Here is a 24,140-nt window from a genome sequence, read left to right on the forward strand (position 1 = left end):
CCCCTCCGGGGGAGGCGCCGCAGGCGCTTCGGGGGGAGGCTTACTTGCCCTTCAGGCACTCGGACATGAACTTCTTGCGCTCGTCGCCGGCCAGGTTCTTGGTTTTGGCGTCGGCATTGCAGGTCTTCATCTTGTCCTGCTGGGTGGCGGGGGCTGCAGGTGCTTCTGGCTTGGCCTTCAGGCAGTTGCTCATGAAGCTCTTGCGCTCCTCGCCGGCCAGGTTCTTGGTCTTGGCCTCGGCATTGCAGTGCTTCATCCTTTCCTGTTGCGGGCCGGCCCAGGCGCCACCGGCGGCCAAGGCGAACACAAGCATCAGGGGCAGGGCTTTGATCTTCATCGCGTTTCCTCTCTGGGTGGATGCCAAGACGGCGGGGGGATCTTCCGTGAAGCGGCGCTCGCGTGGGGCTACAAGATGCGACGCGGGTGCGCCAGCTGCTCGTGCGCTGCATGCAGGCGGCGTACCAGCACCTTGATGAAGGCGCGATCGAAGCGGTGCTGGCACTCGCCCGAGAGCGAGCCGATCAGCTGCGGCGTGAAGCTCACCGTGGTGCAGACCTGGGTGACGCGCACATCGGTGCTGTGGGTGCGCATCTCGGGGTTGGGCGCCAGGTAGGCCATCTCGCCCACCGAGGTGCCCACGCCCAGCTGGGCGGCCACGCGGCCCTCGCGCACCACCTCCACCGCCCCCAGGGCAATGATGTGCACGCTGTTGCCCTCCTGGCCCCGCTTGAACAGATGGTGGCCGACGGGGTAGCGCCGCCAGCGCGCGCGCCGCACCACCTCCCACAGCTCCACGTCGCCGAACTCGGCAAAGAACTCCAGCTCGCGCAGCAGGTTGAAGCGCTCGGAGTCCTTCACCTCGGTGAAGCGGGCCAGCGGGATCAGCTGCTTGGCCACCAGGTCGGAGAGCGCGCGGGCGAACTCGTCCCAGTCGCGGTAGCGGTCCTCGGGGCGCTTGGCCAGGGCGCGCAGCACCACCGCGTCCATCTCCGGGCCCACGCCATCGCGCAGCTCCTGCAGGGACTTGGGGGGCTGGTGGTAGATCTGGTGCATCAGCGCCATCTGCGCCGGCGCCTCGAAGGGCGGCTTGCCGGCGATCAGGTGGTAAAGCACGGCGCCGAGCGCGTACATGTCGGCGCGGGCGTCCAGGTCGCCGCCTTCCAGCTGCTCGGGCGCCATGTAGGCGAGCGAGCCGACGCGGTGCACCTGGGTCTGGTCGCTCTCCAGGTGCAGGGCGGAGCCGAAATCGCTGACCTTCACGTCCACCGCCTGGCCCTGCTCGTCGATGACGGCGAGCAGGTTGGCGGGTTTGACATCGCGGTGGATGAGCCCTTGGCGGAAGCAGTAGCCCAGCGCCATCGCGCACTTGAAGCCCAGTTCGACGATCTGGTCGAGTGGCAGCAGGCGGTCGGCGCGGCAGAAATGCTTGAGCGTGACGCCCGGCACGAACTCCATCACCAGATAGGGCTCGGGCGCATCCGTCACGGCGTCGAGGATCTGCACCACGTTCGGGTGCGTCAGCCGCCCGGCGAGCGAGGCCTCGGCAGCGAAGAAATGGTCGCGCATGTTCAGCGCGGCCTCGCCGCTGCGGCTGGCCTCCTTCCAGGCGCGCACCTTCTTGATCGCCACATGGCGGTCCTGGAAGGCGTCGTGGCAGAGGAAGACGTCGGCCGTCGCCCCCTCGCCCAGGCGCCGGATCACCTTGTACTTGCCGATGTGGCTGGGCAGTTCCGCCTGCGAGGGCGGCTCGCTGGCCGGAAAGGTGGAGCTCGGCGGCAGGCTTTCGCCGGTGGCCGAGCTGGCGGGCGGGGTGGACATGGGGCCTGATCCTGCCATCAGTCCTGCGGGGCGGCCATGCGGGCTTGAGAGCAGTTGTTGCTTCGCCTCCTAGAATCCCCAGCATGATTCATGCCACCCAGGCCCTGCTCGATGCCTTGGGCGCCGCCCTGTGCGAGATCGCCCCCGAGAACCCTCCCGCTCCCACCTTCGAGGCCCCCAAGCAGGCCAGCCACGGCGATCTGGCCGTCACCTCGGCCATGCAACTGGCCAAGGCGCTGAAGGCCAACCCGCGTGAACTGGCCACCCGGCTGGTGGCGGCGTTGAACGCCCAGCCCGCGGTGCAGCAGTGGGTGGACGCCATCGAGATCGCCGGCCCCGGCTTCGTGAACCTGCGCCTCAAGCCCGCCGCCAAGCAGGCGGTGGTGGCCGAGGTGCTGCAGGCCGGCGCCGCCTTCGGCTGCCAGCAGGTCAAGGACCCGCGCCGCGTGCTGGTGGAATTCGTCTCCGCCAACCCCACCGGTCCTCTGCATGTGGGCCATGCCCGCCAGGCCGCGCTGGGCGATGCCGTGTGCAGCCTGCTCGCCACCCAGGGCCATGAGGTGACGCGCGAGTTCTATTACAACGACGCCGGGGTGCAGATCGCCACGCTGGCGCGCAGCACGCAGCTGCGCCTGCAGGGCTTCAAACCGGGCGACCCCTGCTGGCCCACCGACCCCGAAAACCCCGAGAGCAAGGGCTTCTACAACGGCGACTACATCCAGGACATCGCCGACGCATTTGCCCGCCAGGAGACCGTCAAGGCCGATGACCGCGAGTTCACCGGCTCGGGCGACCCCGAAGACCTGGACGGCCTCCGTCAGTTCGCCGTCGCCTACCTGCGCCACGAGCAGGACCTGGACCTGCAGGCCTTCGGCCTCAAGTTCGACAACTACTTCCTTGAATCCAGCGTCTACGCCAACGGCCAGCTGGAGGCCGCCGTGCAGCGCATGGTGGACAGCGGCAAGACCTACGAGAAGGACGGCGCGCTCTGGTTCCGCTCGACCGACTACGGCGACGACCAGGACCGCGTGATGCGCAAGCGCGAGGGCGGCTTCACCTACTTCGTGCCCGACGTGGCCTACCACGTCAACAAGTTCAAGCGCGGCTACAGCCAGTGCATCAACATCCAGGGCACCGACCACCACGGCACCATCGCCCGCGTGCGCGGCGGCCTGCAGGCGCAGGGCCTGGGCATCCCGCAAGGTTTCCCGGACTACATGCTGCACAAGATGGTCACCGTGATGCGCGGCGGCCAGGAGGTCAAGATCAGCAAGCGCGCCGGCTCCTACGTGACGCTGCGCGACCTGATCGACTGGACCAGCCGCGACGCGGTGCGCTTCTTCCTGATCAGCCGCAAGGCCGACACCGAGTTCGTGTTCGACATCGACCTCGCGCTCAAGGCCTCGGATGAAAACCCGGTCTTCTACGTGCAGTACGCGCACGCGCGCATCTGCTCGGTGCTGCGCACCTGGGGCGGTGAAGTCGGCGCTGGTGCGGACCTGAGCCTGCTGACGGCCCCGACCGAACTGGCCCTGATGGCCAAGCTGGCCGAGTTCCCCAAGATGCTGAGCCAGGCCGCCAAGGACCTGACGCCGCACGACATCGCGTTCTACCTGCGCGATCTGGCCGGCGCCTTCCACAGCTACTACGCGGCTGAGCGCTTCATCGTCGATGACGCCGCGCTCTGCCGCGCCCGCATGGCCCTGCTGGCGGCCACCCGTCAGGTGCTGGCCAACGCCCTGGCCGTGCTGGGCGTTTCGGCCCCTGAATCCATGGCCCGGGAAGACCGAGAGGAATCTGCTGCATGAGTGAAGCGAAGAAGGCGCCGTCGTCCAAGGGCGGCGCGCAGAAGGGTGGTTTTGGCCTTGGCCTGGTGGTGGGCCTGCTGCTCGGCCTGGCCATCGCCCTGGGCGTGGCGCTCTACGTCACCAAGGTGCCCATCCCCTTTGTGGACAAGACCCCGCAGCGCAATGCCGAGCTGGACGCGGCTGAGGCGGCGGCGAACAAGAACTGGGATCCGAATGCCGGACTGAACGGTGGCAAGAGCCGCGTGGCGGCCAGCGGGGTGGTGGCGGCGGCCTCGGTGCCATCGGCCCCGGCCAGCGCGGCACCCGTGCCCGCGCCGACCCCGACCCCCGTGCCGCAGGCCAGCGCCGTGGCCACCAAGCCCACCGAGCCGGCCGCCAGCAAGCCGGCGGGCGCCGACCCCTACGTCTACTTCGTGCAGGCCGGCGCCTTCACCAAGCCCGAGGAAGCCGAGCAGCAGCGCGCCCGCCTGGGTCTGCAGGGCTTCAATGCCAAGGTCTACGAGCGCGAGGCCAATGGCCGCGTGGTGTACCGCGTGCGCATCGGCCCCTTCGACATGAAGGCCGACGCCGACACCCTGCACGCGCAAGTGCAGGATGCCGGCCTGGAAGCCGCCGTGGTGCGCGCCCAGCGCTGAACAACCGGAACGTCCCCGATGAAGCACTCCACCCGACGCCAGGCCCTGGGCCTGCTGGCTGCCAGCCCCCTAGGCGCCCTGCACGCGACGGCGCAGGCCTCTGACTGGCGCCCCGGCCCCGAGCATTTCCGCCGCCTGCGCCAGCCGCTGCGCCGCCCGGCCGGCAAGCTCGAACTGATCGAGTTCTTCTGGTACGGCTGCCCGCATTGCTTCGAGTTGGAACCGCATCTGCAGGTGTGGCTCAAGCGCCTGCCGCCCACGGTCGAGTTCAAGTCGGTGGCGGTGCCCATCCGCGGCTATTCGGTGCAGCACCAGCGCCTGTTCTTCACCCTGCAGGCCATGGGGGTGGAGCACAAGTTCCGCGCCAGCATCTTCCAGGCCCTGCACCGCCAGGGGCAGGACCTGGGCAACAACGTGGAAATGATCAAGCTGCTGCAGCCGCAGGGCCTGGACGTGGCGCTGTTCGAGCGCACCTGGGCGGCCTTCGACCCCAAGGCCTTCAGCGCCGCCCAGATCCGTGCCGCCAATCAGATGGCCGATGACTATGGTGTCGAGGGCGTGCCCACGCTGGGCCTGGGCGGGCTCTACACCACCTCGCCTTCGCTGGCGGGCGCCGGCCAGCCGCCGGCCGAGGCCGCGCGCCGCACCTTCGCAACCCTGGACTTCCTGATCCAGAACTACGGAAAAGTCTGAGCATGAGCCAAGTCTTCACCCGCCGCACCGGCCTGACCCTGCTGGCCGCTGCCGCCGCCGGCCTGCCGACCCTGGCCGCTGCCCAGGGCGCGCCGCGCGCCGGCCAGCACTACCGCAAGCTCAGCCAGCGGCTGCCCGCCAGCCCGGGCAAGATCGAGGTGGTTGAGTTCTTCTGGTACGGCTGCCCGGCCTGCAATGCTTTCGAGGCCGTGCTGCAGCCCTGGGTCAAGCAGCTGCCGCCCACCATGCAATTCCGCCACAGCCACATCGGCGGGCGTGCGCAGGTCAAGCCGCACCAGCGCCTGTTCTTCGCGCTGCAGACCATGGGCGTGGAGCACCAGTTCCGCAGTGCCATCTTTGCCGCCATCCACCAGCAGCACCAGGCGCTGGACAAGCCCGAGGACATGATCAAGCTGCTGCAGCCCCTGGGCCTGGACGTGGCCAAGTTCAACAGCACCTGGGCCGCATTGGATCCGAAGGGCATGGGCGGCGTGCGCATCACCCAGGCCGACAAGCTGGCCGAGGCCTATGGCCTGGACGGCGTGCCCACGCTGGGCATTGGCGGGCTCTACACCACCTCGCCCAGCAAGGCCTCCACCGGCGAGCAGCTCAACGCCCTGCAGGGCGGCCAGCGCGCGCTGATGGTCACCGAATACCTCGTCAACAACTTCGGCAAGGTATGACCCACCCCCGAAGCGGCTGCGCCGCCTCCCCCTCAAGGGGGCCGCACCAGTGGCCCGGCAGAGCCGGTTCCACGGTGCGACTTGATAAGGACCGAGCATGACGGTATTGAGGGGCAGGTTCGTGGCGGCGACGCTGCTGGCCCTGGGAATGGCCTGCGTCGCCCAGGCCGCCAAGGACGACCGCACCAAGCCGCTGATCATCGAGAGCGACCAGGGCGGCACCATCAACCAGCAGACCGGCCGCACCGAATGGACCGGGCCGGTGCTGCTGGTGCAGGGCAGCCTGCAGGTGCGCGCCAGCCGCCTGGAGGCCGAGCGGCGCGCGGACGACAGCCACTTCGCCGTGGCGGCCGGCAAGCCCAGTGAGCCGGTGCGCTTCAGCCAGGCGCTGAACACGCCGGGCGAGACGCTGGAGGGCAGTGCCGAGCGCATCGAGTACGACACCCGGGCCGAGACCGTGCGCTTTGCCGGCGGTGCCCTGGTGCGCCGCATGAAGGGCAACCAGGTGCTGGACGAGCTGACCGGCGCCACCATCGTCTACAACAGCCGCTCCGAGATCCTCAGCGTTGAGCCTGGCCAGACCTCGCCGCAGCCGCAGGGCAAGGTGCGGGTGGTGATGATGCCCCGGCCCGCGCCGGCGGCCTCGGCGCCGGCCGCACCCGCCAGCAGCGTGCCCCTGCAGACGACGCCGGCCTTGCCGCCGCCGAAGAAATGACGCAGGCTCCCAGCCGCCTGGAGGCCCAGGGCCTGCAGAAGAGTTATGGCGTGCGCAAGGTCGTCAAGGACGTGCACGTCTCGGTGTCCGGTGGCGAGGTGGTGGGCCTGCTCGGCCCCAATGGGGCGGGCAAGACGACGAGCTTCTACATGATCGTCGGCCTGGTGCGCGCCGATGCCGGCGTGATCCGCATCGACGGCCAGGAGGTGCAGCACCAGCCCATCCACCGCCGCTCGCGCCTGGGCCTGAGCTACCTGCCGCAGGAAGCCTCGATCTTCCGCAAGCTCAACGTCGAGCAGAACATCCGCGCCGTGCTGGAGCTGCAGCTCGACGAGAAGGGCAAGCCCTGGGCGACGGCGCGCATCGACGCTGCGCTCGAAGGCCTGCTGAAGGATCTGTCGATCGAGAAGCTGCGCGACACCCCGGCTCCCGCGCTCTCGGGCGGCGAGCGCCGCCGCGTGGAGATCGCCCGTGCCCTGGCCACGCAGCCGCGCTTCATCCTGCTGGACGAGCCCTTCGCCGGTGTGGACCCGATTGCGGTGCTGGAGATCCAGCGCATCATCCACTTCCTCAAGGAACGCGGCATCGGGGTCTTGATCACCGACCACAACGTGCGCGAGACCCTGGGCATTTGCGACCGCGCCTACATCATCAGCGACGGCCGCGTGCTGGCCGAAGGGGAGCCCGAGGCCATCGTGGCCAACCCCGACGTGCGCAAGGTCTATCTCGGCGAGCACTTCCGCATGTGATGAAGCCGAGCCTCCAGCTCCGCCAGAGTCAGCATCTGGCCCTGACCCCGCAACTGCAACAGTCGATCCGGCTGCTGCAGCTGTCGACGCTGGAGCTGCAGCAGGAAGTGCAGCAGATGCTGGACAGCAATCCGCTGCTGGAACTGGAGGCCGAGGACTTTGAGCCGCGCCCCGGGGCCGAGGCGGTGTCGCTCGCCCCCTCCAGCAGCGCCGCCGACGAAGGAAGCGGCGGCGGCGAGGAGGGCGGCGAGCGCGAGCTGGTGGCCGATGACTTCGGCGCCACCGAGCGCGAGGACTGGGCCAACGGCACCGAGGGCGACGACTTCGACGGCATCCAGGAGCTGCCGCCCAACCGCTCAGAGGGCGCTGACGACGACGACGAGCGCCGCAGCGGCGAGCAGGACAGCGTGGGCATCGACTTGGTGGCGCATCTCCGCCAGCAGCTGGCCGGCCGGCGCCTGAGTGCCACCGATCTGGCCGCGGTGGAGCTGCTGATGGGCAGCCTGGATGAATCGGGCTACCTGGTGGACACCCTGGATGAGCTGGTGGAACAGCTCGCCGGCCCCGACCCCGAGGAACGCGAGGAGCTGCAGGAGCGCCTGCAGGTGGCTCTGGCCCTGCTGCAAAGCCTGGATCCGGCCGGCGTGGGCGCGCGTTCATTGAGCGAGTGCCTGCTGCTGCAGCTGCGCGTGCACCCGCCGCACCCGCGTCTGGCGCTGGCGCGGCGCGTGTGCGAGCCCAAGCACCTGGAGCTGCTGGGCAAGCGCGACTGGCGCCGCCTCGGCCTGCTGACGCACAGCGAGGAGACCGAGCTGCGCGAAGCACATGCGCTGATCGCCCGCCTGGAGCCCAAGCCCGGCCGCCGCTTTGCGCGCGACCACAACAGCCCCGTGGTGCCCGACGTGCTGGTGCAGAAGGCCGGCCGCGGCTGGCGCGCCGTCATCAACCCCGAGGTCTGCCCCAAGCTCTGCGTCAACGAGCTCTATGCCCGCTTGCTCAAGCAGAACAAGGGCACGGCGCTGAGCGGCCAGCTGCAGGAGGCGCGCTGGTTCATCAAGAACATCCAGCAGCGCTTCGAAACCATCGCGCGCGTCTCGCAGGCCATCGTCGAGCGCCAGAGCGGCTTCTTCACGCATGGCGAGCTGGCCATGCGCCCGCTGGTGCTGCGCGAGATCGCCGACGAGCTCGGCCTGCACGAATCGACGATCTCGCGCGTCACCACCGCCAAATACATGGCCACGCCGCACGGCACTTTCGAGCTGAAGTTCTTCTTCGGCTCGGGCCTGAGCACCGAAACCGGCGGCGAGGCCAGCAGCACCGCCGTGCGCGCGCTGATCCGCCAGTTCATCAGCGCCGAGGACCCGAAGAAGCCACTGTCCGACAGCCAGCTTGCCAGCATGCTGGAAGAGCAGGGCATCCAGTGCGCGCGCCGCACCGTGGCCAAGTACCGCGAGGGGATGAAGATCCCCACGGCTCCACTAAGAAAGCAGTAACCCCCGATGAGTGCCTACGCCCTGTTCCTGCCCTGTCCGAGCGGGGTCGAGCCGCTCTTGCTCGACGAAGTGCGCGCACTCGGGCTCAAGGCCGATGCGGCGCGCGGTGGCGTGCGGCTGGCGCGCGCCAGCCTGGTGGATGCGATGAAGCTCAATCTGCACAGCCGCCTGGCCACGCGCGTGCTGGTGGAGCTGGCCCATGGGCCCTATCGCGACGAGGCCGACCTCTACCACCTGGCCTGGACGGTGGACTGGAGCGAGTGGCTGACCCCCCAGCACCGCTTCCGCGTGGACTGCACGGCGCGCCAGAGCCCGCTCAAGAGCCTGCACTTCGCCGCACTGAAGGTGAAGGACGCGCTGTGCGACCAGATCCGAGACAAGCACGGCGAGCGCCCCAGCGTGGACACGCGCGACCCCGACCTGCCGGTGCTGCTGCACCTCGAAGCCGACCGCGCCACGCTCTATGCCGACAGCAGTGGCGAGCCCCTGTTCAAACGCGGCTGGCGCTACGACAAGGGCGACGCCCCGCTGAAGGAAACCCTGGCCGCCGCCATGCTGGCCGCGGCCGGCTGGCGCGGCACGCCGGAAAGCGGCGGTGCGCTCAACGACCCCTGCTGCGGCAGCGGCACGATTGCCATCGAGGCCGCGCTGATCGCCTGCGGCATCGCCCCCGGCAGCCAGCGCGATTTCGCCTTTGCACACCAGCCGCCTTACGCCGCGCTGTACCCCGAGTGGCAGCGCCTGTTGGCCGAGGCCAAGGCCGCCGAGCATGCCCCGGCCGTGCCCGTCTTTGCCAGCGATGTCGCCTTCCGTATGGTGGACTTCGCGCGCCGCAATGCCGAGCGTGCGGGCGTGGCCGATGCCATCCGCTTCCAGGGCGGTGACGCGCTGGAGCGCCCGGCGCCCGAGCTGCCCGCCGGCATGGCGGGCACGCTGATGATGAACCCGCCCTATGGCGAGCGCATCGAGGTGCGCGGCAAGGCCGGTGAACACATCGATCGCCCGGCGCGTGAGATCGCCGAAGGCAACGACTTCTTCGCCCGCCTGGCCGCCCACTGGAAGCGCCAGTACACCGGCGCCAACCCCTGGACGGCCTGGCTGCTCAGCCCCGACCGCGAGCTGCCGCGCCGCATGCGCCTCAAGGAGAGCCGCAAGGTGCCCATGTGGAACGGTCCGATCGAATGCCGGCTGTTCCGCTTCGATCTGGTGGCCGGCTCGATGCGCGAATGAGCCTGCGCCGGCGCAGCCTGTGCCTGTGGGCGGGTGCCGCGCCGGCTTGGGCGCAGCCGGCCCCGCCCGCCGAGCCGCTGCGCGTGCAGTGGATGTTCTCGAGCGGCGTGCAGCGCGACCTCTGGGTGCGCATCGCGCGCCGCTACGAGGCCCTGGGTCGGCCGCTGGAAAGCCGCGAGCGCGAACAGGCGCAGTACAAGGCCGAGTTCGATGCCCTGCTGCGCCAGCAGCCGGCCGCGGCCGACGTGGCCTTCTGGTTCGGCGGTCAGCGCCTGCGCGAGTTCGTGGACCAGGACCTGCTGGAGCCCCTGGACGATCTGGCCCAGGGCTGGGAGTCGCAGTTCCACCCCGCCATGCTGGACGCGGTTCGGGTGCAGGGGCGCGTCTGGGCCCTGCCGTTGGCCACCTACCAGTGGGGCTTCTATTACCGCCGCAGCGTGTTCGAGCGCCTGCGGCTGCAGCCCCCCGCCACCTGGGAGAGCTGGCTGCAGCTCAACAGCCAGCTCAAGGCCGCCGGCCTGGCCCCCATCGTGATGGGCAGCCGCGAGGGTTGGCCGCTCGGGGCCTGGTTCGATTACTTCAACCTGCGCCTGCATGGCAAGGCCTTCCACACCGAGTTGCTGAGCGGCCGCGCGAGCTGGCTGGATGCGCGCGTGCGTGCCGTCTTCGAGCGCTGGCGCCAGCTGCTGCAGCGCGGCGACTTCCTGCCCGGCAGCTTCGAGCGCGACTGGCGCCAGGCGCTGCCGTACGTGACGCGTGGCCACGCCGGCATGGTGCTGATGGGCAACTTCGTCAGCCTGGCCTTTCCGGCCGCGGTGCGGGTGGACCTGGGCTTCTTCCCCTTCCCCACGCTGGACCCCCGCGTGCCCTTGATTGAGGACGCGCCGCTGGACGTGCTGGTGATCCCGCGTGCCGCGCGCCACAAGGCGGCCGCGCGCGAGTTCCTGCGCTACTTGGCGCAGCCGGAGCTGCAGACCGAGCTGAACCAGGCCATGGGCCTGATTCCGCCGCACCGCGCGGCCGCCGTGGGCAGCGACCCCCTGGCCCAGGCCGGTGCGCGTCTGCTGGCCCGCGCGGCCGGCAGCATGCAGTTCTTTGACCGCGACGCGCCGGCCGCCTTCAGCACGCCGGCGCTGGAGTGGCTGGCGCGCTTTGAGCGCGAACCCGCCAACCTGGAGCCGGTGTTGCAAGGGCTGGAGGCGCTGCGCGCGCAGGTCTGGCCCGCGGACAATCCACGCCGATGAAATCTGCCTTTCGCGCTTTGCTCGGCCTGCTGGCCGGGATGATGGTGGCCGTGGCCGTCATCGCCACCATCGAGGCCGTCGGCCACAAGATCTGGCCGCTGCCGCCCAGCAGCGGCAACAGCAAGGACCCCGCCGTGGTGGCCGCGCTGCTGGCCGCGGCGCCGCTGGGCGCGCTGGTTTCCGTGGTGCTGGCCTGGTGGGCCGGCGCGGCGGGCGGCGCCTGGATCGGTTACCGCTTTGCCGGTGAACCCCATGCCCGCGCGGTGGGCCTGGGTGTGGCCGGCGTGATCTGGCTGGCCACGGCGGCCAATCTGCTGCTCATCAGCCATCCGGCCTGGATGATGGCGGGCGGCCTGCTGGGCGTGCCCCTGGCGGGCTGGCTGGCGGTGCAGGGCGCGCAGGCGCGCCAGAAACGTCAGAGCTGAGCCAGACCCCACCAGGAGAGCAGGGCCAGCGGGGCGGTATCGGCGCGCAGCACGCGCGGGCCCAGGCCCACGGGCTGAAAGCCTTGGGCTTGTGCCGCCGCTTCCTCGCCCGCGCTCAAGCCGCCCTCGGGGCCGGAGAGGCTCCAGAGTTCGCCCTGCGCCGGCCGCCCCGGCAGGCCCTGGGCCTGCGGGCTGAGCAGCCAGCGTGCTTCGCCCGCCGCGGGCGGCAGCTCGGCCAGCCACTGGGGCAGCGTGCGCACGGCCGCCACCTGGGGCACGCGGGCGCGCCCGCATTGCTCGGCCGCGGCCTGCGCCACGCCTTGCCAGTGCGCCACCTTCTTGTCGGCCCGCTCGCCGGAGAGGCGCAGCACCGAGCGCTCGCTCATCAGCGGCTGGATGGCGGCCACGCCCAGCTCGGTGGCCTTCTCGACCAGGAAGTCCATGCGGTCGTTGGCCGGCATCACCAGGGCCAGGCGGAAGCCCTGCGGCAACTCGTGGCGCAGCACGCGTGCGCTCAGCAGCCGCACGCGCACCACGCTGCGCCCCATGGCCAGCACTTCGGCCTGCCACTCCTGCTCGCCGCGACCATCGAACAGGGTCAGCACATCGCCCGGCTGGCTGCGCAGCACCTGGGCATGGCGGGTCGGTCCGGGGGGCAGATCGAGTTCCTGGCCTTCGGGGCCGAGGGGCAGGTCAACGTAGAGGCGGGCGGACATGACGGGGCAAGATTCAAGCGCCGACAGCGCTTGGACGTACAGGGTGGGCGCATCGGGTTTGCCGATGCGGTGGCGCGAAGCGACACAGGGCGGCTACGCCGACCTCAAGCCCGAAACGGCAAAAAGGCCGGCGGGAGCCGGCCTGGGATTCTTGCTCAGCGCACTCAGCTCTTGGGCTTGTCGCGCAGCTCGCGGCGCAGGATCTTGCCCACCGGGGTCTTGGGCAGCTCGGTGCGGAACTCGACGATCTTGGGGCGCTTGTAGCCGGTCAGGTTGGCTTCGCAGTAGGCGCGCACATCGGCCTCGGTGACGTTCGGGTCCTTCTTGACGATCACCACCTTCACCGCCTCGCCGGCCTTGTCATCGGCAACGCCCACGGCCGCGCATTCCAGGATGCCGGGCATGCTGGCCAGCACGTCCTCGACCTCGTTCGGGTACACATTGAAGCCGCTGACGAGGATCATGTCCTTCTTGCGGTCGACGATCTTGAAGAAGCCGCGCTCGTCCACCACGCCCACGTCGCCGGTGCGGAAGAAGCCGTCGGCCGTCATGACCTTGGCGGTTTCATCCGGGCGCTGCCAGTAGCCGGCCATCACCTGCGGGCCCTTGATGGCGATCTCGCCAGGCTGGCCGGGGGCGACTTCGTGGCCGTCATCGTCCAGCAGCTTGAACTCGGTGCTGCTGACGGGCAGGCCGATGGTGCCGGTGAAGGCGGTGCTGTCGGTGGGGTTGCAACTGGCCACGGGCGAGGTCTCCGACAGGCCATAGCCCTCGCACACCGGGCAACCGGTCTTTTCCAGCCAGAGCTTGGCGGTGGCCTGCTGCACCGCCATGCCGCCGCCCACGCTGATGACCAGATGGCTCCAGTCCACCGTGTTGAAGTCGGGGTGGTTGGCCATGGCGTTGAACAGGGTGTTCACGGCCGGGAAGCTGTGGATCTGGTGTTGGCTCAGCTCCTTGAACACGGCGGGGATGTCGCGCGGGTTCGGGATCAGGATGTTCACGCCGCCCTTGTGCATGGAGAGCATCAGGTTGGCCGTGAAGCCGAAGATGTGATAGAGCGGCAGCGCGCAGACGGTGTGCACGGCCTGGCCGGCCGGCACCTTCTTGAGGGCCGGCTCGTAGAAGGCCTCGGCCTGCAGCACATTGGCCACCAGGTTGCGGTGCAGCAGCACGGCGCCCTTGCTGACCCCTGTCGTCCCGCCGGTGTACTGCAGCAGGGCGATGTCCTCGGCCTTCATCTGCGGCCGCGTGTAGGGCAGGGCGCGGCCCCGCTTGAGGGCGTCGTTGAAACGCACCATGCCCGGCAGCTCGATGGGCAGGATGTTGTTCTTCTTGCGCACCACATAGTTGATGACCAGGCCCTTCAGGAAGCCGAACTGGTCACCGATGGAGGCGAGGATGACGTGCTTGGTGGGCACCTTGTCGAACACCTCCTTCAGCGTGGGCAGGAAGTTCTCGACGATGACGATGGCCTTGGCGCCGCTGTCCTTGAGCTGGTGCTCCAGCTCGCGCGGGGTGTAGAGCGGGTTGACGTTCACCGCCACGAAGCCTGCGCGCAGCACGGCGGCAATGGCCACCGGGTACTGGAAGACGTTGGGCATCATGATGGCGACGCGGTCGCCCTTGGCCAGGCCCAGGCTCTGCAGGTAGGCGGCCAGGGCGCGGGAGTCTTCGTCCACCTGCGCAAAGGTGCGGGTGGCGCCCATCATCTTGTAGGCCGGCTTGCTCGCGTGGTTCTTGAACGCGGTCTCGATCAGCTCGATGAGGTTGGCATAGCGGCCCGGGTCGATCTCGGCCGGGACGCCGGGGGAATAGTGTTTGAGCCAAATCTTGTCCACGCGGGGCCTCCTTCAATGCGCGATCGATTCTGCGAGGGGAGGGCGGGTGGGCTCCTAGGGAGTTGGCCTAGGAACGCTTGCCAGAGGCCGAAGCCCGCGTTGGAATTGCTCCCAAACCCCGGGGAAAACCATGGCACTTGTGCGCGCGCTGCTGATTTTTTTCCTGCTCTGCGGTCTCCACCTGGGCCAGGCCGCACCGGCCGGCTTCAGCGCCTGGGCCGAGGCGGCCGGCCCGCTGCACCGCACCAGCCTGAGCGTGCAGCTGCAGGCCGGCACGGCCGACCAGGGCCAGAGCAGCCAGCTCTACATCGCCGCCAACACCCCCGATGGCCAGTGGTACAGCTACACCCCGGCCGGCTGGCGGCATGCGCCGAACGGTGACGTGCAGCCCTACCAGGCCGTCACCCTGGGCCAGCACAAAGTGGCGGTGCTGCGCCAGATGGACCTGCGCGGCCTGGAGGGCACCGCCATCTACGCCGGCTATGGCCAGAGCGTGGCCGAGGTGCTGGCGCGCCAGAGCTACACCCGCGTCTACTACGTGGGCAGCACCCTGGCCGGCGCGCCCGATGCCGGCGACTGGCTGCAGTTCTCCATCAATGTGCAGGACTTCTCCTACCCGGAGCTCAGCGCCGCCGCCGTCACCCGCATCGTCGACCTGCACGAGCAGTACCGCTTTCCCGTCGACATCTACCTCAGCGACACGATGCTGGACGTTTACCAGTCCAGCTATCCGGCCCTGCTGGAGCGCCTGCGCAGCTCGCCCTTCGTGGGTCTGAACTACCACATGCGCCCGCCCAAGCCCTACTACCTGAACTACGACTGGGCCGGGCTGGCGAACCTTTCTGCCAGCGCGCAGACGGCCGAGATCCAGGCTTATGAATCGGTGCTGGTGGACCTGACGACGGGCCAGAAGACCAGCAAGCCCGGCGGCTACCAACTGCTGCGTACGCTGGGTGACAACGCGCGCATCGCCATCGTGCCGGCCATGCAGGCGGACGAGAAGTTCCTCGACGCCACCGCCACGGCCTTCAAGAACCTGGGCGCCAGCTGGACCCTGGCGCACACCGGCGGTGCGCTGAACCTGGGTGACACGGCCCGCGGCCTCTACCTGCGCCCCGAGCACTACGACCTCAAGCTCTTCGAGCTGACCGGCCAGACCGGGCAGGCGGTGGTGGAAGCCGCCTTCAGCGCCGCGCGCGCGCTGCCTGGTGCGCGCGCGCCCTTCTTCGTCGGCGCCAAGATGCACGACAACGACTTCTTCGCGCAGAAGTCCGCCTGGAACGTGGTGTACGTCGACGGCGGCAAGCGCCCGCCCTGGAATCCGGCGCTCAAGTCCGCACTCAAGAGCAGCGCTGACCAGGCGGCGCAGTGGGCCATCTACGAATCCGCCCTGGCCTACGTCAGCAGCCAGCGCCAGCGCTTCGGCATTGCCAATGCGCCAGGCCTGGCCCAGCTGCGCGCCACGGCGCAGGATGCTGGCGGGCCGCAGCTGCATGTCAGCGGCACCATGCACATCGAATCCGTGCCCACCAACTGGCCGAACGTGGACGATCTGATCGCCTTCTTCCGCCGCGCCGTGGTGGCCGGCAAGGTGGGCACGCAGGCCACGGGGATGCGCTGGTCGATCGGCGCGGACATCGGCTGGCTGAACGGTGAGGCCCGCGCGGGTGAAGTCATCCGCACCCTGCAGCCCCTGGGCGTGGAGTTCGACGTGCACGCGCACAGCGCCGCCGACCGCGCCGCCTGCGCCGAGCGCATCCGCGCGCTGGGGGGCACGCCCAATAGCGTGGCCTCGGGCCTGCTGAACACCGAGATCGATGGCCTGCGCCAGCCGCAGCGCGGCAGCACGGGCTCCAGCTGGCAGGCTGAGACCCTGTGGGGCATCGTCACCGGCGTGGGCCATGGCACGGACAGCGACGACACCGCCGCCGGCCTGTGGCGCCCGCGCTCCGGCAGCGACTGGAAGGCCCACGACCCCGCCGGCAACCTCGTCGCCGTGGGCAATGGCGGCCGCACCCTGCAGGCCGCCGAAGCGCTGGCCAACAGCCTGCTCACAGGCAGCCATGTGATGCCGGTCTACAGCGTCACGCTGAACGTGGCACCCAAGACCCTGACGGTGGTGGACACCAGCGATGGCATCACCCAGATCGAGGCCTGGGCCGCGCGCGTGGGTCTGCTGGCGCCGGTGCGCTGGAGCAGCATCAGCGCCACGGCCGCAGCCTTCAAGGCCGCCGGCGGGCTGCCCAGCCGCGTCAATCCGACCAACACGGCCACGGCGCTGTCGCGGCCGGCCAGGCCCCGGTAAACCCCTTCCTGCTTAAGGGGAATGGCGATGCGCGGCGGCACCCATCTAAGCTCGGCTTGGGCCGTTATGGCCGCAGGGAGCCAACAAAAATGGGCGAACAGGCGCAGGAGCGCGTGTTGCTGGACGCTGGATTGCGGGCCTTGTTCGATGCCGACCTGCCGGTCGGCCTGGCCCTGCTGGACCGCGAGCTGCGCTATGTGGAGCTGAACCAGGCGCTGGCCGACTACAACGGCGTGAGCCTGGAACAGATGCGCGGGCGCAGCGTGGCCGAGGTGTTGCCGGATGCCTTTCCGGTGCTGGAGCCGCGGCTGCGGGCGGTGCTGGATGACGGGGCGGAGCTGCGCGGCTTCCAGGTCCAGATCGCGATGCCCGGCCGCCCTGGCGAGCTGGCCGACTGGGAGGCCAGCTACCTGCCGGTGCGACAGGGCAGCGGGCCGGTTCTGGGCGTGCTGGTGCAGGCCGTCAACGTGACCCTGCAGCGCCGCGCCGCGCGAGCGCTGGAAGAGACCGAGGGGCGCTCGCGGCGCGTGCTCGACAGCCTGTTCGCCTTCGTCGGTGTGACCACCCCCGATGGCCTGGTGGTGCAGATCAACCGCGTCTCCACCGAGACCGCCGGCATCCACAGCGAGGAGGTGGTCGGCCGGCCGGTCTGGGAGACCCATTGGTGGAACCACGACCCGCAGTTGCAGGACTGGTTGCGCAGCGCCACCGCGCGCGCCGCCCGCGGCGAGCAGTTGCGCCGGGACGTTGAGGTGCGCATGAAGGGCGCCTCGCGGGTCACCATCGACCTGATGATCGAACCGCTGCGCAACGAGCAGGGCGAGATCACGCATCTGGTCCATTCGGCCATCGATGTGTCCGACCGCGTCGCCAGCGAGGCGCGCTTCCGCTCGGTGTTCGAGACCGCACCCGATGGCCTGGCCCTGGTCAACGCCCAAGGCCGGCTCTCGCTGGTGAACCGCAGCCTGGCGCGCCTGTTCGGCTACTCCGAGGCCGAGCTGCTCGGCCGCCCCGTCTCCGACCTGGTGGGCGAGGGCGACCGCGGCCGCCACGAGGGCCTGATGCAGGCCTTCCTGCGCGCCCCGGAGGCGCGCGCCATGGCCGGCAAGCGCCATGTGGTGGGGCGGCGTGGCGACGGCCGGCCGGTGCAGATCGAGGTCGGCCTCAACCCCATCCCTTCCAGCGAGGACCCGCAGGTGCTGATCACCGTCTCCGACATCGGCGAGCGCCTGCGCGCCCAGGCCCTGATCCAGGCCGCGCTGAACGAGAAGACGGTGCTGCTGCAGGAGGTGCACCACCGGGTGAAGAACAACCTGCAGATCATCGCCAGCCTGCTCAGCCTGCAGACCCGGCATGCCGACGCAAGCACCCAGTCCGCGCTGCGCGACAGCCAGAGCCGGGTGATGGCGATGTCGCTGACGCACCAGCTGCTGTACGAGCTGAACGACTTCTCGGCGCTCGAGCTCGGCCCCTATCTGCGCCGCCTGACCGGCCTCGTTCACGCCGCGTTTGCGCGCGAGGGGCAGCAGGTCGAGCTGCAGGTCGAGGCGCCCGAGGAAGGCCTGCGCATCGACCTGCAGCAGGCCGTGCCCTGCGCGCTGGTGATCAACGAGCTGCTGACCAACTGCTTCAAGCACGCCTTTCCGGACGGCCGGCGCGGCCAGGTGTGGCTGCGTGCCAGCTGCAGTCCGCAACGCCGCGTGCGCCTGGAGCTGCAGGACAACGGCATCGGCCTGCCTCCCGGGGTGCGCCCGGGCCAGGGCGGCTCGCTCGGCTTCCAGCTCGTGCCCCTGCTGGCCGACCAGCTGGAGGCCGAGGTGACCCTGTTCGATGGGCCGGGCACGCGCTTCGCCTTCGAGTTCCCGCTCCCGCCCGCCCAGGAGGCCCCCGATGCTTGAAACCGAACGCCCGCGCATCCTGGTGGTGGAGGACGAGCGCATCGTCGCCCAGGACCTGAAGCTCAACCTGGAAGCCCTGGGCTACGACGTGGCCGGCGTCGCCGCCTCCGAGGCCGACGCGCTGCGCAATGCCCAGACCCAGCGCCCCGACCTGGTGCTGATGGACATCAACCTCGGCCGTGGCGGCGACGGCATCCGCGCCGCCGAGTCCATCCTGCGCGAGCAGGGCGCGCCGGTCATCTACCTGACCGCCTACGCCGAGCCCGAGACCCTGCGCCGCGCCGGTGCCACCGCGCCCTACGGCTACCTGCTCAAGCCCATCGAGCTGCGTGAGCTCAACGCCACCATCCGCATGGCCTTGGCGCGCCATGCCGCCGAGCAGCGCGTGGTGCGCGCCGAGCGCCGCCTGCGCCTGGCGCTGAAGGCCGCGCAGATGGGCGTGCTGGAGCTGCAGCCTGGCCAGGACCTGACCCTGGTGGACGGCGCCGACCTCGGCGCCCAGGGCGAGGGCCTGCGCGGCTTCAGCCTGCAGCCGCAGGACTTCATTGCCGGCCTGCAGGCTGAGGTGCGCGAGCAGGTGCGCGGCCTGCTCGATCGCCCGCAGGCCAGCCTGCACCTGGTGACGCGCTGGGGTGGCGCCACCGAGCCCGCGAGAGGTTCCGTCGTCTGGCTGGAGATCCACGCCGCCCACCTGGCCGACGAGGGCCGCGTGATCGGCGTGTTCCGCGACGTCAGCGAACAGGTGCGCACCGAAGGCCTGCTGCGCCAGGCCGCGGTGGTGTTCGAGTCCGCCGCCGAGGCCATCCTGGTGCTGGACCGCGAGGGCCGCGTGCTCTCCGCCAACCCGGCCTTCTGCGCCCTTACCGGCTGGGCCGGCACCGAGGTGCAGGGCCGCCACCCCGACGAGTTCCTGCACGCGCGCCGCAGCAGCGACCGCGGCCTGCTGCCCGCCGGCGGGCGCGTGGCCGAGCCCCAGCAGGCCGAGGTGGTGTGCCAGCGCCGCGACGGCACGCTCTTCCCCGCCTGGGAGCAGCTCGCGCCCGTGCGCAACCCCCTGGGCGTGCTGACGCACCGTGTGCTGAGCTTCTCCGACATCTCCGCCCTGCGCCGCGCCGAAAGCCGCGTGCACCACCTGGCCTTCCACGACCCGCTCACCGGCCTGGGCAACCGCAATCAGCTCGACGACAGCCTGCGCCAGTGGATGGCGGACGAGGGCACCGGCTTCGCCATGCTGTTCCTGGACCTGGACGGCTTCAAGCTCATCAACGACACCCTGGGCCACGCCGCGGGCGATCAGCTGCTCATCACCATCGCCCAGCGCCTGCAGTCCTGCCTGCGTGTGGAAGACGAGGCGGTGCGCCTGGGGGGCGACGAGTTCGTCATCCTGGCCCGCGTGGACCAGCCCGAAGCCGCCGCGCTGCTGGCCGGCAAGCTGCTGGAGCAGGTGCGCCTGCCCGTGCCGGCGCCCAAGGGTGAGACCGTGCGCGTTTCGGCCAGCGTGGGCATCGCGCTCTACCCGGCCCATGCCAGCGATGGTGACGCGCTCACCAAGGCCGCCGACAGCGCCATGTACGCCGCCAAGGGCCGCGGCCGCAACCGCTATGCCTTCTACACGGCCGACCTGGCCGCGCGTGCGCAGAGCCGCATGCAGATCGAGCAGGGCCTGCGCACGGCCATCGCGGCGCGGGAGTTCAGCCTGGCCTGGCAGCCCCAGGTGGACCTGCGAAATGGCGCCCTGCTGGGCGCCGAGGCCTTGCTGCGCTGGCATTCGCCGCCGCTCGGCACGGTGCCGCCGGACCGCTTCATTCCCGTGGCCGAGGACAGCGGCCTGATCGGCGAACTGGGCCAGTGGGTGCTGGAGCAGGCGCTGCGCCAGTGGCGCGACTGGCAGCGCCGCGGTCTGGCCGTGGGGCGCCTCGGGCTGAACGTCTCGGCCCTGCAGCTGCGCGATGAGAGTTTCATCAATCAGGTGCGCGCGGCCCTGCAATTGCACGGCCTGGCGCCCGAGCAGCTGGAGCTCGAACTGACCGAGAGCGCCCTGCAGGCTACCGAGGGCGCGCCCGAGCGCCTGCGCCTGCTGCAGACCCTGGGCGTGCGCCTGGCGCTGGACGACTTCGGCACCGGCTACTCGTCGCTGGCCACGCTCAAGCTGCTGCCGCTGAACCGGCTCAAGATCGACCGCAGCTTCGTGCACGAACTCGAGACCGAGACGCGCGACCGCGCGCTCGTGCGCGCCATCGTCGGCATGGCCGATTCGCTCGGCCTCGGGGTGATCGCCGAGGGTGTGGAGACCGAGGCGCAGCGCCAGCTGCTGATCCGCCTGGGCGTGCTGCAGGGCCAGGGCTGGCTGTACAGCAAGGCCCTGCCGGCCAGCGAGTTCGAGCGCTACCTGCGCCTTCATCCTCTTGGCGGATAGGCACGCGCGGCACAGCTTCCTACGCTGCGGCTCCCCTGTTCACCGACCGTTTCAAATGAACGCACGTGAGTCCAGCAACACCCCTCTGATCGCCATCGGCGTGGCCGTCCTGGCCCTGGTGATCGCCCTCTTCGGCCTGCTGCAGGCCAACCAGGCGGTGCGCGATGCCTACCGCAACCGCTACGCCAGCTTCCTGCTTGCCGACGAGCTGCGCCAGAGCAGCGACGACCTGACCCGCCTGGCCCGCACCTACGTGGCCACCGGCGACGCCAAGTGGGAGCGCCAGTACTTCGAGATCCTCGACGTCCGCAACGGCAAGCTGCCGCGCCCCAAGCACTACGAGCGCATCTACTGGGACTTCCGCGCCGCCGATCAAACCCCCGCCGGCGGTACCGAAGAGGCCGTGCCGCTGCAGGAGTTGATGAAGCGCGCCGGCTTCAGCGAGGCCGAGTTCGCGCAGCTGCGCCAGGCGCAGGCCAATTCCGATGGCCTGGTGAGCACCGAGACCATCGCGATGAACCTGGTCAAGGGGCGCTTGGCCGATGGCGCTGGCGGCTTCAGCAAGAGCGGCGAGCCCGACCCGGCCACGGCGCTGAAGATGATGCACGACGCGGCCTACCACGCCGAGAAGGCCAAGATCATGGGCCCGGTGGCCGAATTCCAGCGCCTGCTGGACGAGCGCACCCAGGCCGCCATCGACCTGGCCAGCGCGCGCGAGCGCAACTGGCTGATCCTGCTGGTGGCCGCCATGCTGGCGCTCGGTGTGGCGATGGCCTGGTCGGTGCGGCGCGCGCACCTCACCGTCAAGCGCCTGGGCGGCAGCCCGGTGGCCGTGCTGGAGCGCGTGCAGGCCCTCACCGAGGGCGACCTGCGCAACCAGGGCGATGCCCACGACACCCATGTGCTCGGCCATCTGGAACTGATGGCCCAGGCCCTGCGCGAGCGCGTGCAGCAGGTGCGCTCGGCGGTCGATTCCATGGCCACCGCCACGCAGGAGATCGCCAGCGGCAACCAGGATCTCTCGCGTCGCACCGAGCTGCAGGCCAGCTCCCTGCAATGCACCGCCAGCACCATGGAACAGCTGGGCAGCACCGTGCGCACCAATGCCGAGAGTGCTGCCACCGCCAACCAGCTCGCCAGTGGCGCCAGCGATGTCGCCGCGCGCGGCGGTGCGGTGGTGAGCCAGGTGGTGGACACCATGCGCGGCATCAATGAGAGCTCGCGCAAGATCGCCGACATCACCTCGGTGATCGACAGCATCGCCTTCCAGACCAACATCCTGGCTTTGAACGCCGCGGTGGAGGCGGCGCGCGCCGGCGAGGCCGGGCGCGGCTTCGCGGTGGTGGCCAGCGAGGTGCGCGTGCTCGCGCAGCGCAGCGCTGAAGCCGCGCGCGAGATCAAGAGCCTGATCGGCGCCAATGTCGAGCGCGTGGAGCAGGGCACCGAGCTGGCTGACCGCGCCGGCCACACCATGCAGGAGATCGTCGAGTCGATTCAGCGCGTCAGCGCCATCGTCGGCGAGATCTCCAACGCCAGCGCCGAGCAGAGCAGCGGCGTCAGCCAGGTGGGCCAGAGCATCGTGCAGATGGACCAAAGCACGCAGCAGAACGCCGCCCTGGTGGAGCAGAGCGCCGCCGCCGCCGAGAGCCTGCGCCAGCAGGCCCAGCAGCTGGTGACGGCGATGGCCATGTTCCGCACCTGAGGACGCCCGCAAGCGCGGGGCGCGCCAGCCGGCCGCCCCGCCAGCCCCGCACGGGCCTGCTACAAGCCTGTCCATGACGCCCGAACAAGCCCGCCAGGCCGTGCTGGCCCTGGCCGAACAACTCGCTGTGCAGTCGGAAGACGGCAGCGGCCCGCCCGCCTTGCCCGAAGCCCCGCCGCTGGAGCGCAGCTGGGGCTGGGCCTTCAGCCTGGAGTGGCCCACGGGCCCCGGCCAGGCTGATGACCCCGAGGCCGGCCCGCGCCGCCTGCATGTGCTGATCGAGCGCGCCACCGGGCGCCTTTCGGTGGGTTCGCCCGGCCGCAGCCTGGAAGAGCATCTGGCTCGCTTCGAGGCCCAGGCCGCCCAGCTGCTGCAGCTGCGCCGCGGCCCACGCGGCGTCAGCGCCCCGGTGTTGGAGCGCGAGCTGCACGTCGTGTTCCGCTGCAGCCCGGCCGAGGCCAGCGCGCTGACGCAGCGCTGCCTGCGCGGTGAAACCTTTGCGCTGCGCCTGGGCCCCGGCGCCGACCCCGAGCGCAGCCGCCAGCGGCTCGAAAGCCTGGGCCTGGAAATCGTCAGCCCGCCCAGCGCCGAAGCGGCGCAGCCGCAGGACGGCTGATGCCCCGCGCCGAGACCCTGGAGGCCTTCGTGGCCTGTGTGGAACAGGGCGACACCCTGGCGGCCCTGGAAACCTTCTAAGCCGAGCAGGCCCGCCAGCAAGAGAACCACGACGCCCCGCGCGTGGGCCGCGCCCAGCTGCTTGCGCACGAGCGCAGGGCGCTGCAGGGCATCCGCTCGCTGCGCGCCGCCTGCGTGCGGCCCTGGCTCGTGAACGGCGACCATGTGGTGATCCGCTGGGTCTTCGCGTTCGAGGCGCTCGACGGCCGCCGCATGCGCCTGGAAGAGCTGGCCTACCAGCGCTGGGAGGGCGAGCGCATCGTCGCGGAGCAGTTCTTCTACGACCCCGCGCAGCTGCAGGCGGCCCCCGCCTGAGCCCTGTCCTTCACCACTTGCAGCCCTTGCCGCGCAGCGCATCCGCCGCCAGCGCGGCAGCGCCCAGCAGACCCTTGTCGGCATGGGCCTTGCGGCAGTCCTCGCGGTTCGCCTCCTCGATGGCCTTTTCCATCTTGCTGCGCGTGTCGGGCACGCCGGGCAGGATCTGGATCAGGCTGCTGCCCTGACGCAGCAGCGGGCCGCTGCGTCTGGGCAGGTTGAGGTTCAGCGGCGTGGGCACCGCGCTGGCCGGGGCGGACGGGGCGGTGGCCACGTCATGCCCGAGCTGCGGGCCGGCATCGGGCGAGCCGGGCGAGGCGCGTTGGCCCGGCAGCGTTTGACCCTGCGGGTCGCCGCGGCTCATCGGCTTGGTTGGTGCGGGGCTGGCCTGGGGCGGGAGGGCGTCGGCGGCGCCGGGCTCGCGGGGGCTCGGGGAACTGGTCGCCGGCAGACTGCTGGGCTCCGGCGCGGCCAGCGGCGCCGGGCTGGCCAGCGTGGGGGCTGCGGGCAGGGCCGTGGGCGCGGGCAGGGGCGCGCTGCGTGGGCGCAGCAGGGGCGCGGCGGGTTCCAGTGCCGGCGTGGGCAGGCGTTCGGGGGCGAGCACCGGGGTCGCCGGCGCCTGGGCGGCCAGGGGTTCGATGGCAGTCGCGCGCGCGCCCGGGCGCGCCGGGCTCGGGCCTTCGGCGGCCAGGGTGGGTGCGGGCAGCTCCAGTGCGGGCGGGCTGGGCAAGACCGCAGCGGCCGTGGGGCGCGTGGCCTCCAGGCGGGCGGCGGGGGCG

At 70.5% G+C, this 24,140-nt stretch carries 19 protein-coding genes and 2 pseudogenes; 16 read left to right on the plus strand and 5 right to left on the minus strand.

What is annotated here, in order from left to right; all coding sequences use genetic code 11:
- Positions 1-40 precede the first annotated feature (40 nt).
- Positions 41-337, minus strand: coding sequence for a PsiF family protein (locus tag I7X39_RS11140; protein ID WP_198111223.1), 297 nt, complete (start codon positions 335-337; stop codon positions 41-43).
- A 68-nt stretch (positions 338-405) separates the two neighbouring features.
- Positions 406-1,818, minus strand: coding sequence for a protein kinase domain-containing protein (locus I7X39_RS11145; RefSeq protein WP_198111224.1), 1,413 nt, complete (start codon positions 1,816-1,818; stop codon positions 406-408).
- 83 nt (positions 1,819-1,901) lie between these two features.
- Here I7X39_RS11145 and argS point away from each other — a divergent pair, with 83 nt between their 5' ends.
- The 10 genes from argS to I7X39_RS11195 all read left to right on the plus strand — a co-directional run bounded on the left by argS (position 1,902) and on the right by I7X39_RS11195 (position 11,493).
- Positions 1,902-3,626 (plus strand): arginine--tRNA ligase, encoded by a 1,725-nt coding sequence (gene argS / locus I7X39_RS11150; protein WP_198111225.1) that lies wholly within the window; start codon positions 1,902-1,904, stop codon positions 3,624-3,626.
- A complete protein-coding gene (locus I7X39_RS11155; RefSeq protein ID WP_198111226.1) occupies positions 3,623-4,261 on the plus strand; it encodes an SPOR domain-containing protein in 639 nt (212 codons plus the stop codon). The genes argS and I7X39_RS11155 overlap by 4 nt, the downstream gene beginning before the upstream one ends.
- 18 nt (positions 4,262-4,279) lie before the next feature.
- Entirely contained in the window at positions 4,280-4,954 is a 675-nt protein-coding gene (locus I7X39_RS11160; protein WP_198111227.1) for a thiol:disulfide interchange protein DsbA/DsbL, read from the plus strand.
- A gap of 2 nt (positions 4,955-4,956) precedes the next feature.
- Positions 4,957-5,637 (plus strand): thiol:disulfide interchange protein DsbA/DsbL, encoded by a 681-nt coding sequence (locus I7X39_RS11165; protein ID WP_198111228.1) that lies wholly within the window; start codon positions 4,957-4,959, stop codon positions 5,635-5,637.
- Positions 5,638-5,734: 97 nt separating this feature from the next.
- A complete protein-coding gene (gene lptA / locus I7X39_RS11170; protein ID WP_198111229.1) occupies positions 5,735-6,352 on the plus strand; it encodes a lipopolysaccharide transport periplasmic protein LptA in 618 nt (205 codons plus the stop codon).
- A complete protein-coding gene (gene lptB / locus I7X39_RS11175; RefSeq protein ID WP_198111230.1) occupies positions 6,349-7,101 on the plus strand; it encodes an LPS export ABC transporter ATP-binding protein in 753 nt (250 codons plus the stop codon). Before lptA ends, lptB begins: the two co-directional genes overlap by 4 nt.
- Entirely contained in the window at positions 7,101-8,594 is a 1,494-nt protein-coding gene (locus I7X39_RS11180; protein ID WP_198111231.1) for an RNA polymerase factor sigma-54, read from the plus strand. Before lptB ends, I7X39_RS11180 begins: the two co-directional genes overlap by 1 nt.
- A gap of 6 nt (positions 8,595-8,600) precedes the next feature.
- The gene (locus tag I7X39_RS11185; protein ID WP_198111232.1) at positions 8,601-9,824 is read left to right on the plus strand and encodes a THUMP domain-containing class I SAM-dependent RNA methyltransferase; all 1,224 of its coding nucleotides are present in this window, start codon (positions 8,601-8,603) and stop codon (positions 9,822-9,824) included.
- Positions 9,821-11,068 (plus strand): ABC transporter substrate-binding protein, encoded by a 1,248-nt coding sequence (locus tag I7X39_RS11190; protein ID WP_198111233.1) that lies wholly within the window; start codon positions 9,821-9,823, stop codon positions 11,066-11,068. The genes I7X39_RS11185 and I7X39_RS11190 overlap by 4 nt, the downstream gene beginning before the upstream one ends.
- On the plus strand, positions 11,065-11,493 hold the full coding sequence (locus I7X39_RS11195) for a hypothetical protein (protein ID WP_198111234.1): 429 nt from the start codon (positions 11,065-11,067) through the stop codon (positions 11,491-11,493). Before I7X39_RS11190 ends, I7X39_RS11195 begins: the two co-directional genes overlap by 4 nt.
- Here the strand turns inward: I7X39_RS11195 and I7X39_RS11200 are convergent.
- Both I7X39_RS11200 and I7X39_RS11205 read right to left on the minus strand, forming a co-directional pair.
- Positions 11,484-12,209: a 16S rRNA (uracil(1498)-N(3))-methyltransferase gene (locus tag I7X39_RS11200; protein WP_198111235.1), complete on the minus strand. Its 726-nt coding sequence runs from the start codon at positions 12,207-12,209 to the stop codon at positions 11,484-11,486. The genes I7X39_RS11195 and I7X39_RS11200 overlap by 10 nt on opposite strands.
- Positions 12,210-12,373: 164 nt before the next feature.
- Positions 12,374-14,050, minus strand: a complete 1,677-nt coding sequence (locus tag I7X39_RS11205; protein ID WP_198111236.1) for a long-chain-fatty-acid--CoA ligase — start codon at positions 14,048-14,050, stop codon at positions 12,374-12,376.
- A gap of 130 nt (positions 14,051-14,180) precedes the next feature.
- On the opposite strand from I7X39_RS11205, the gene I7X39_RS11210 reads away from it, so the two are divergent.
- From I7X39_RS11210 to I7X39_RS11235, 6 genes and pseudogenes are all read left to right on the plus strand, one after another.
- Positions 14,181-16,355, plus strand: coding sequence for a hypothetical protein (locus tag I7X39_RS11210; RefSeq protein WP_198111237.1), 2,175 nt, complete (start codon positions 14,181-14,183; stop codon positions 16,353-16,355).
- 89 nt (positions 16,356-16,444) lie between these two features.
- The gene (locus I7X39_RS11215; RefSeq protein ID WP_198111238.1) at positions 16,445-18,253 is read left to right on the plus strand and encodes a PAS domain-containing protein; all 1,809 of its coding nucleotides are present in this window, start codon (positions 16,445-16,447) and stop codon (positions 18,251-18,253) included.
- Positions 18,246-20,669 carry a two-component system response regulator gene (locus tag I7X39_RS11220; protein ID WP_198111239.1) on the plus strand — a complete coding sequence of 808 codons (2,424 nt, stop codon included), beginning with the start codon at positions 18,246-18,248 and terminating at the stop codon, positions 20,667-20,669. The genes I7X39_RS11215 and I7X39_RS11220 overlap by 8 nt, the downstream gene beginning before the upstream one ends.
- 55 nt (positions 20,670-20,724) lie before the next feature.
- On the plus strand, positions 20,725-22,371 hold the full coding sequence (locus I7X39_RS11225) for a methyl-accepting chemotaxis protein (RefSeq protein ID WP_198111240.1): 1,647 nt from the start codon (positions 20,725-20,727) through the stop codon (positions 22,369-22,371).
- Positions 22,372-22,444: 73 nt separating this feature from the next.
- Positions 22,445-22,987 carry a hypothetical protein gene (locus I7X39_RS11230; protein WP_198111241.1) on the plus strand — a complete coding sequence of 181 codons (543 nt, stop codon included), beginning with the start codon at positions 22,445-22,447 and terminating at the stop codon, positions 22,985-22,987.
- 95 nt (positions 22,988-23,082) lie between these two features.
- A pseudogene (locus tag I7X39_RS11235) lies at positions 23,083-23,361 on the plus strand (nuclear transport factor 2 family protein); the annotation flags it as partial.
- Between the two features lie 10 nt (positions 23,362-23,371).
- Here I7X39_RS11235 and I7X39_RS11240 read toward each other — a convergent pair.
- Positions 23,372-24,140, minus strand: a pseudogene (locus I7X39_RS11240) (hypothetical protein); the annotation flags it as partial.

Source organism: Inhella proteolytica (genome assembly GCF_016093275.1).
In the GTDB taxonomy this organism is placed as follows: domain Bacteria; phylum Pseudomonadota; class Gammaproteobacteria; order Burkholderiales; family Burkholderiaceae_C; genus Inhella; species Inhella proteolytica.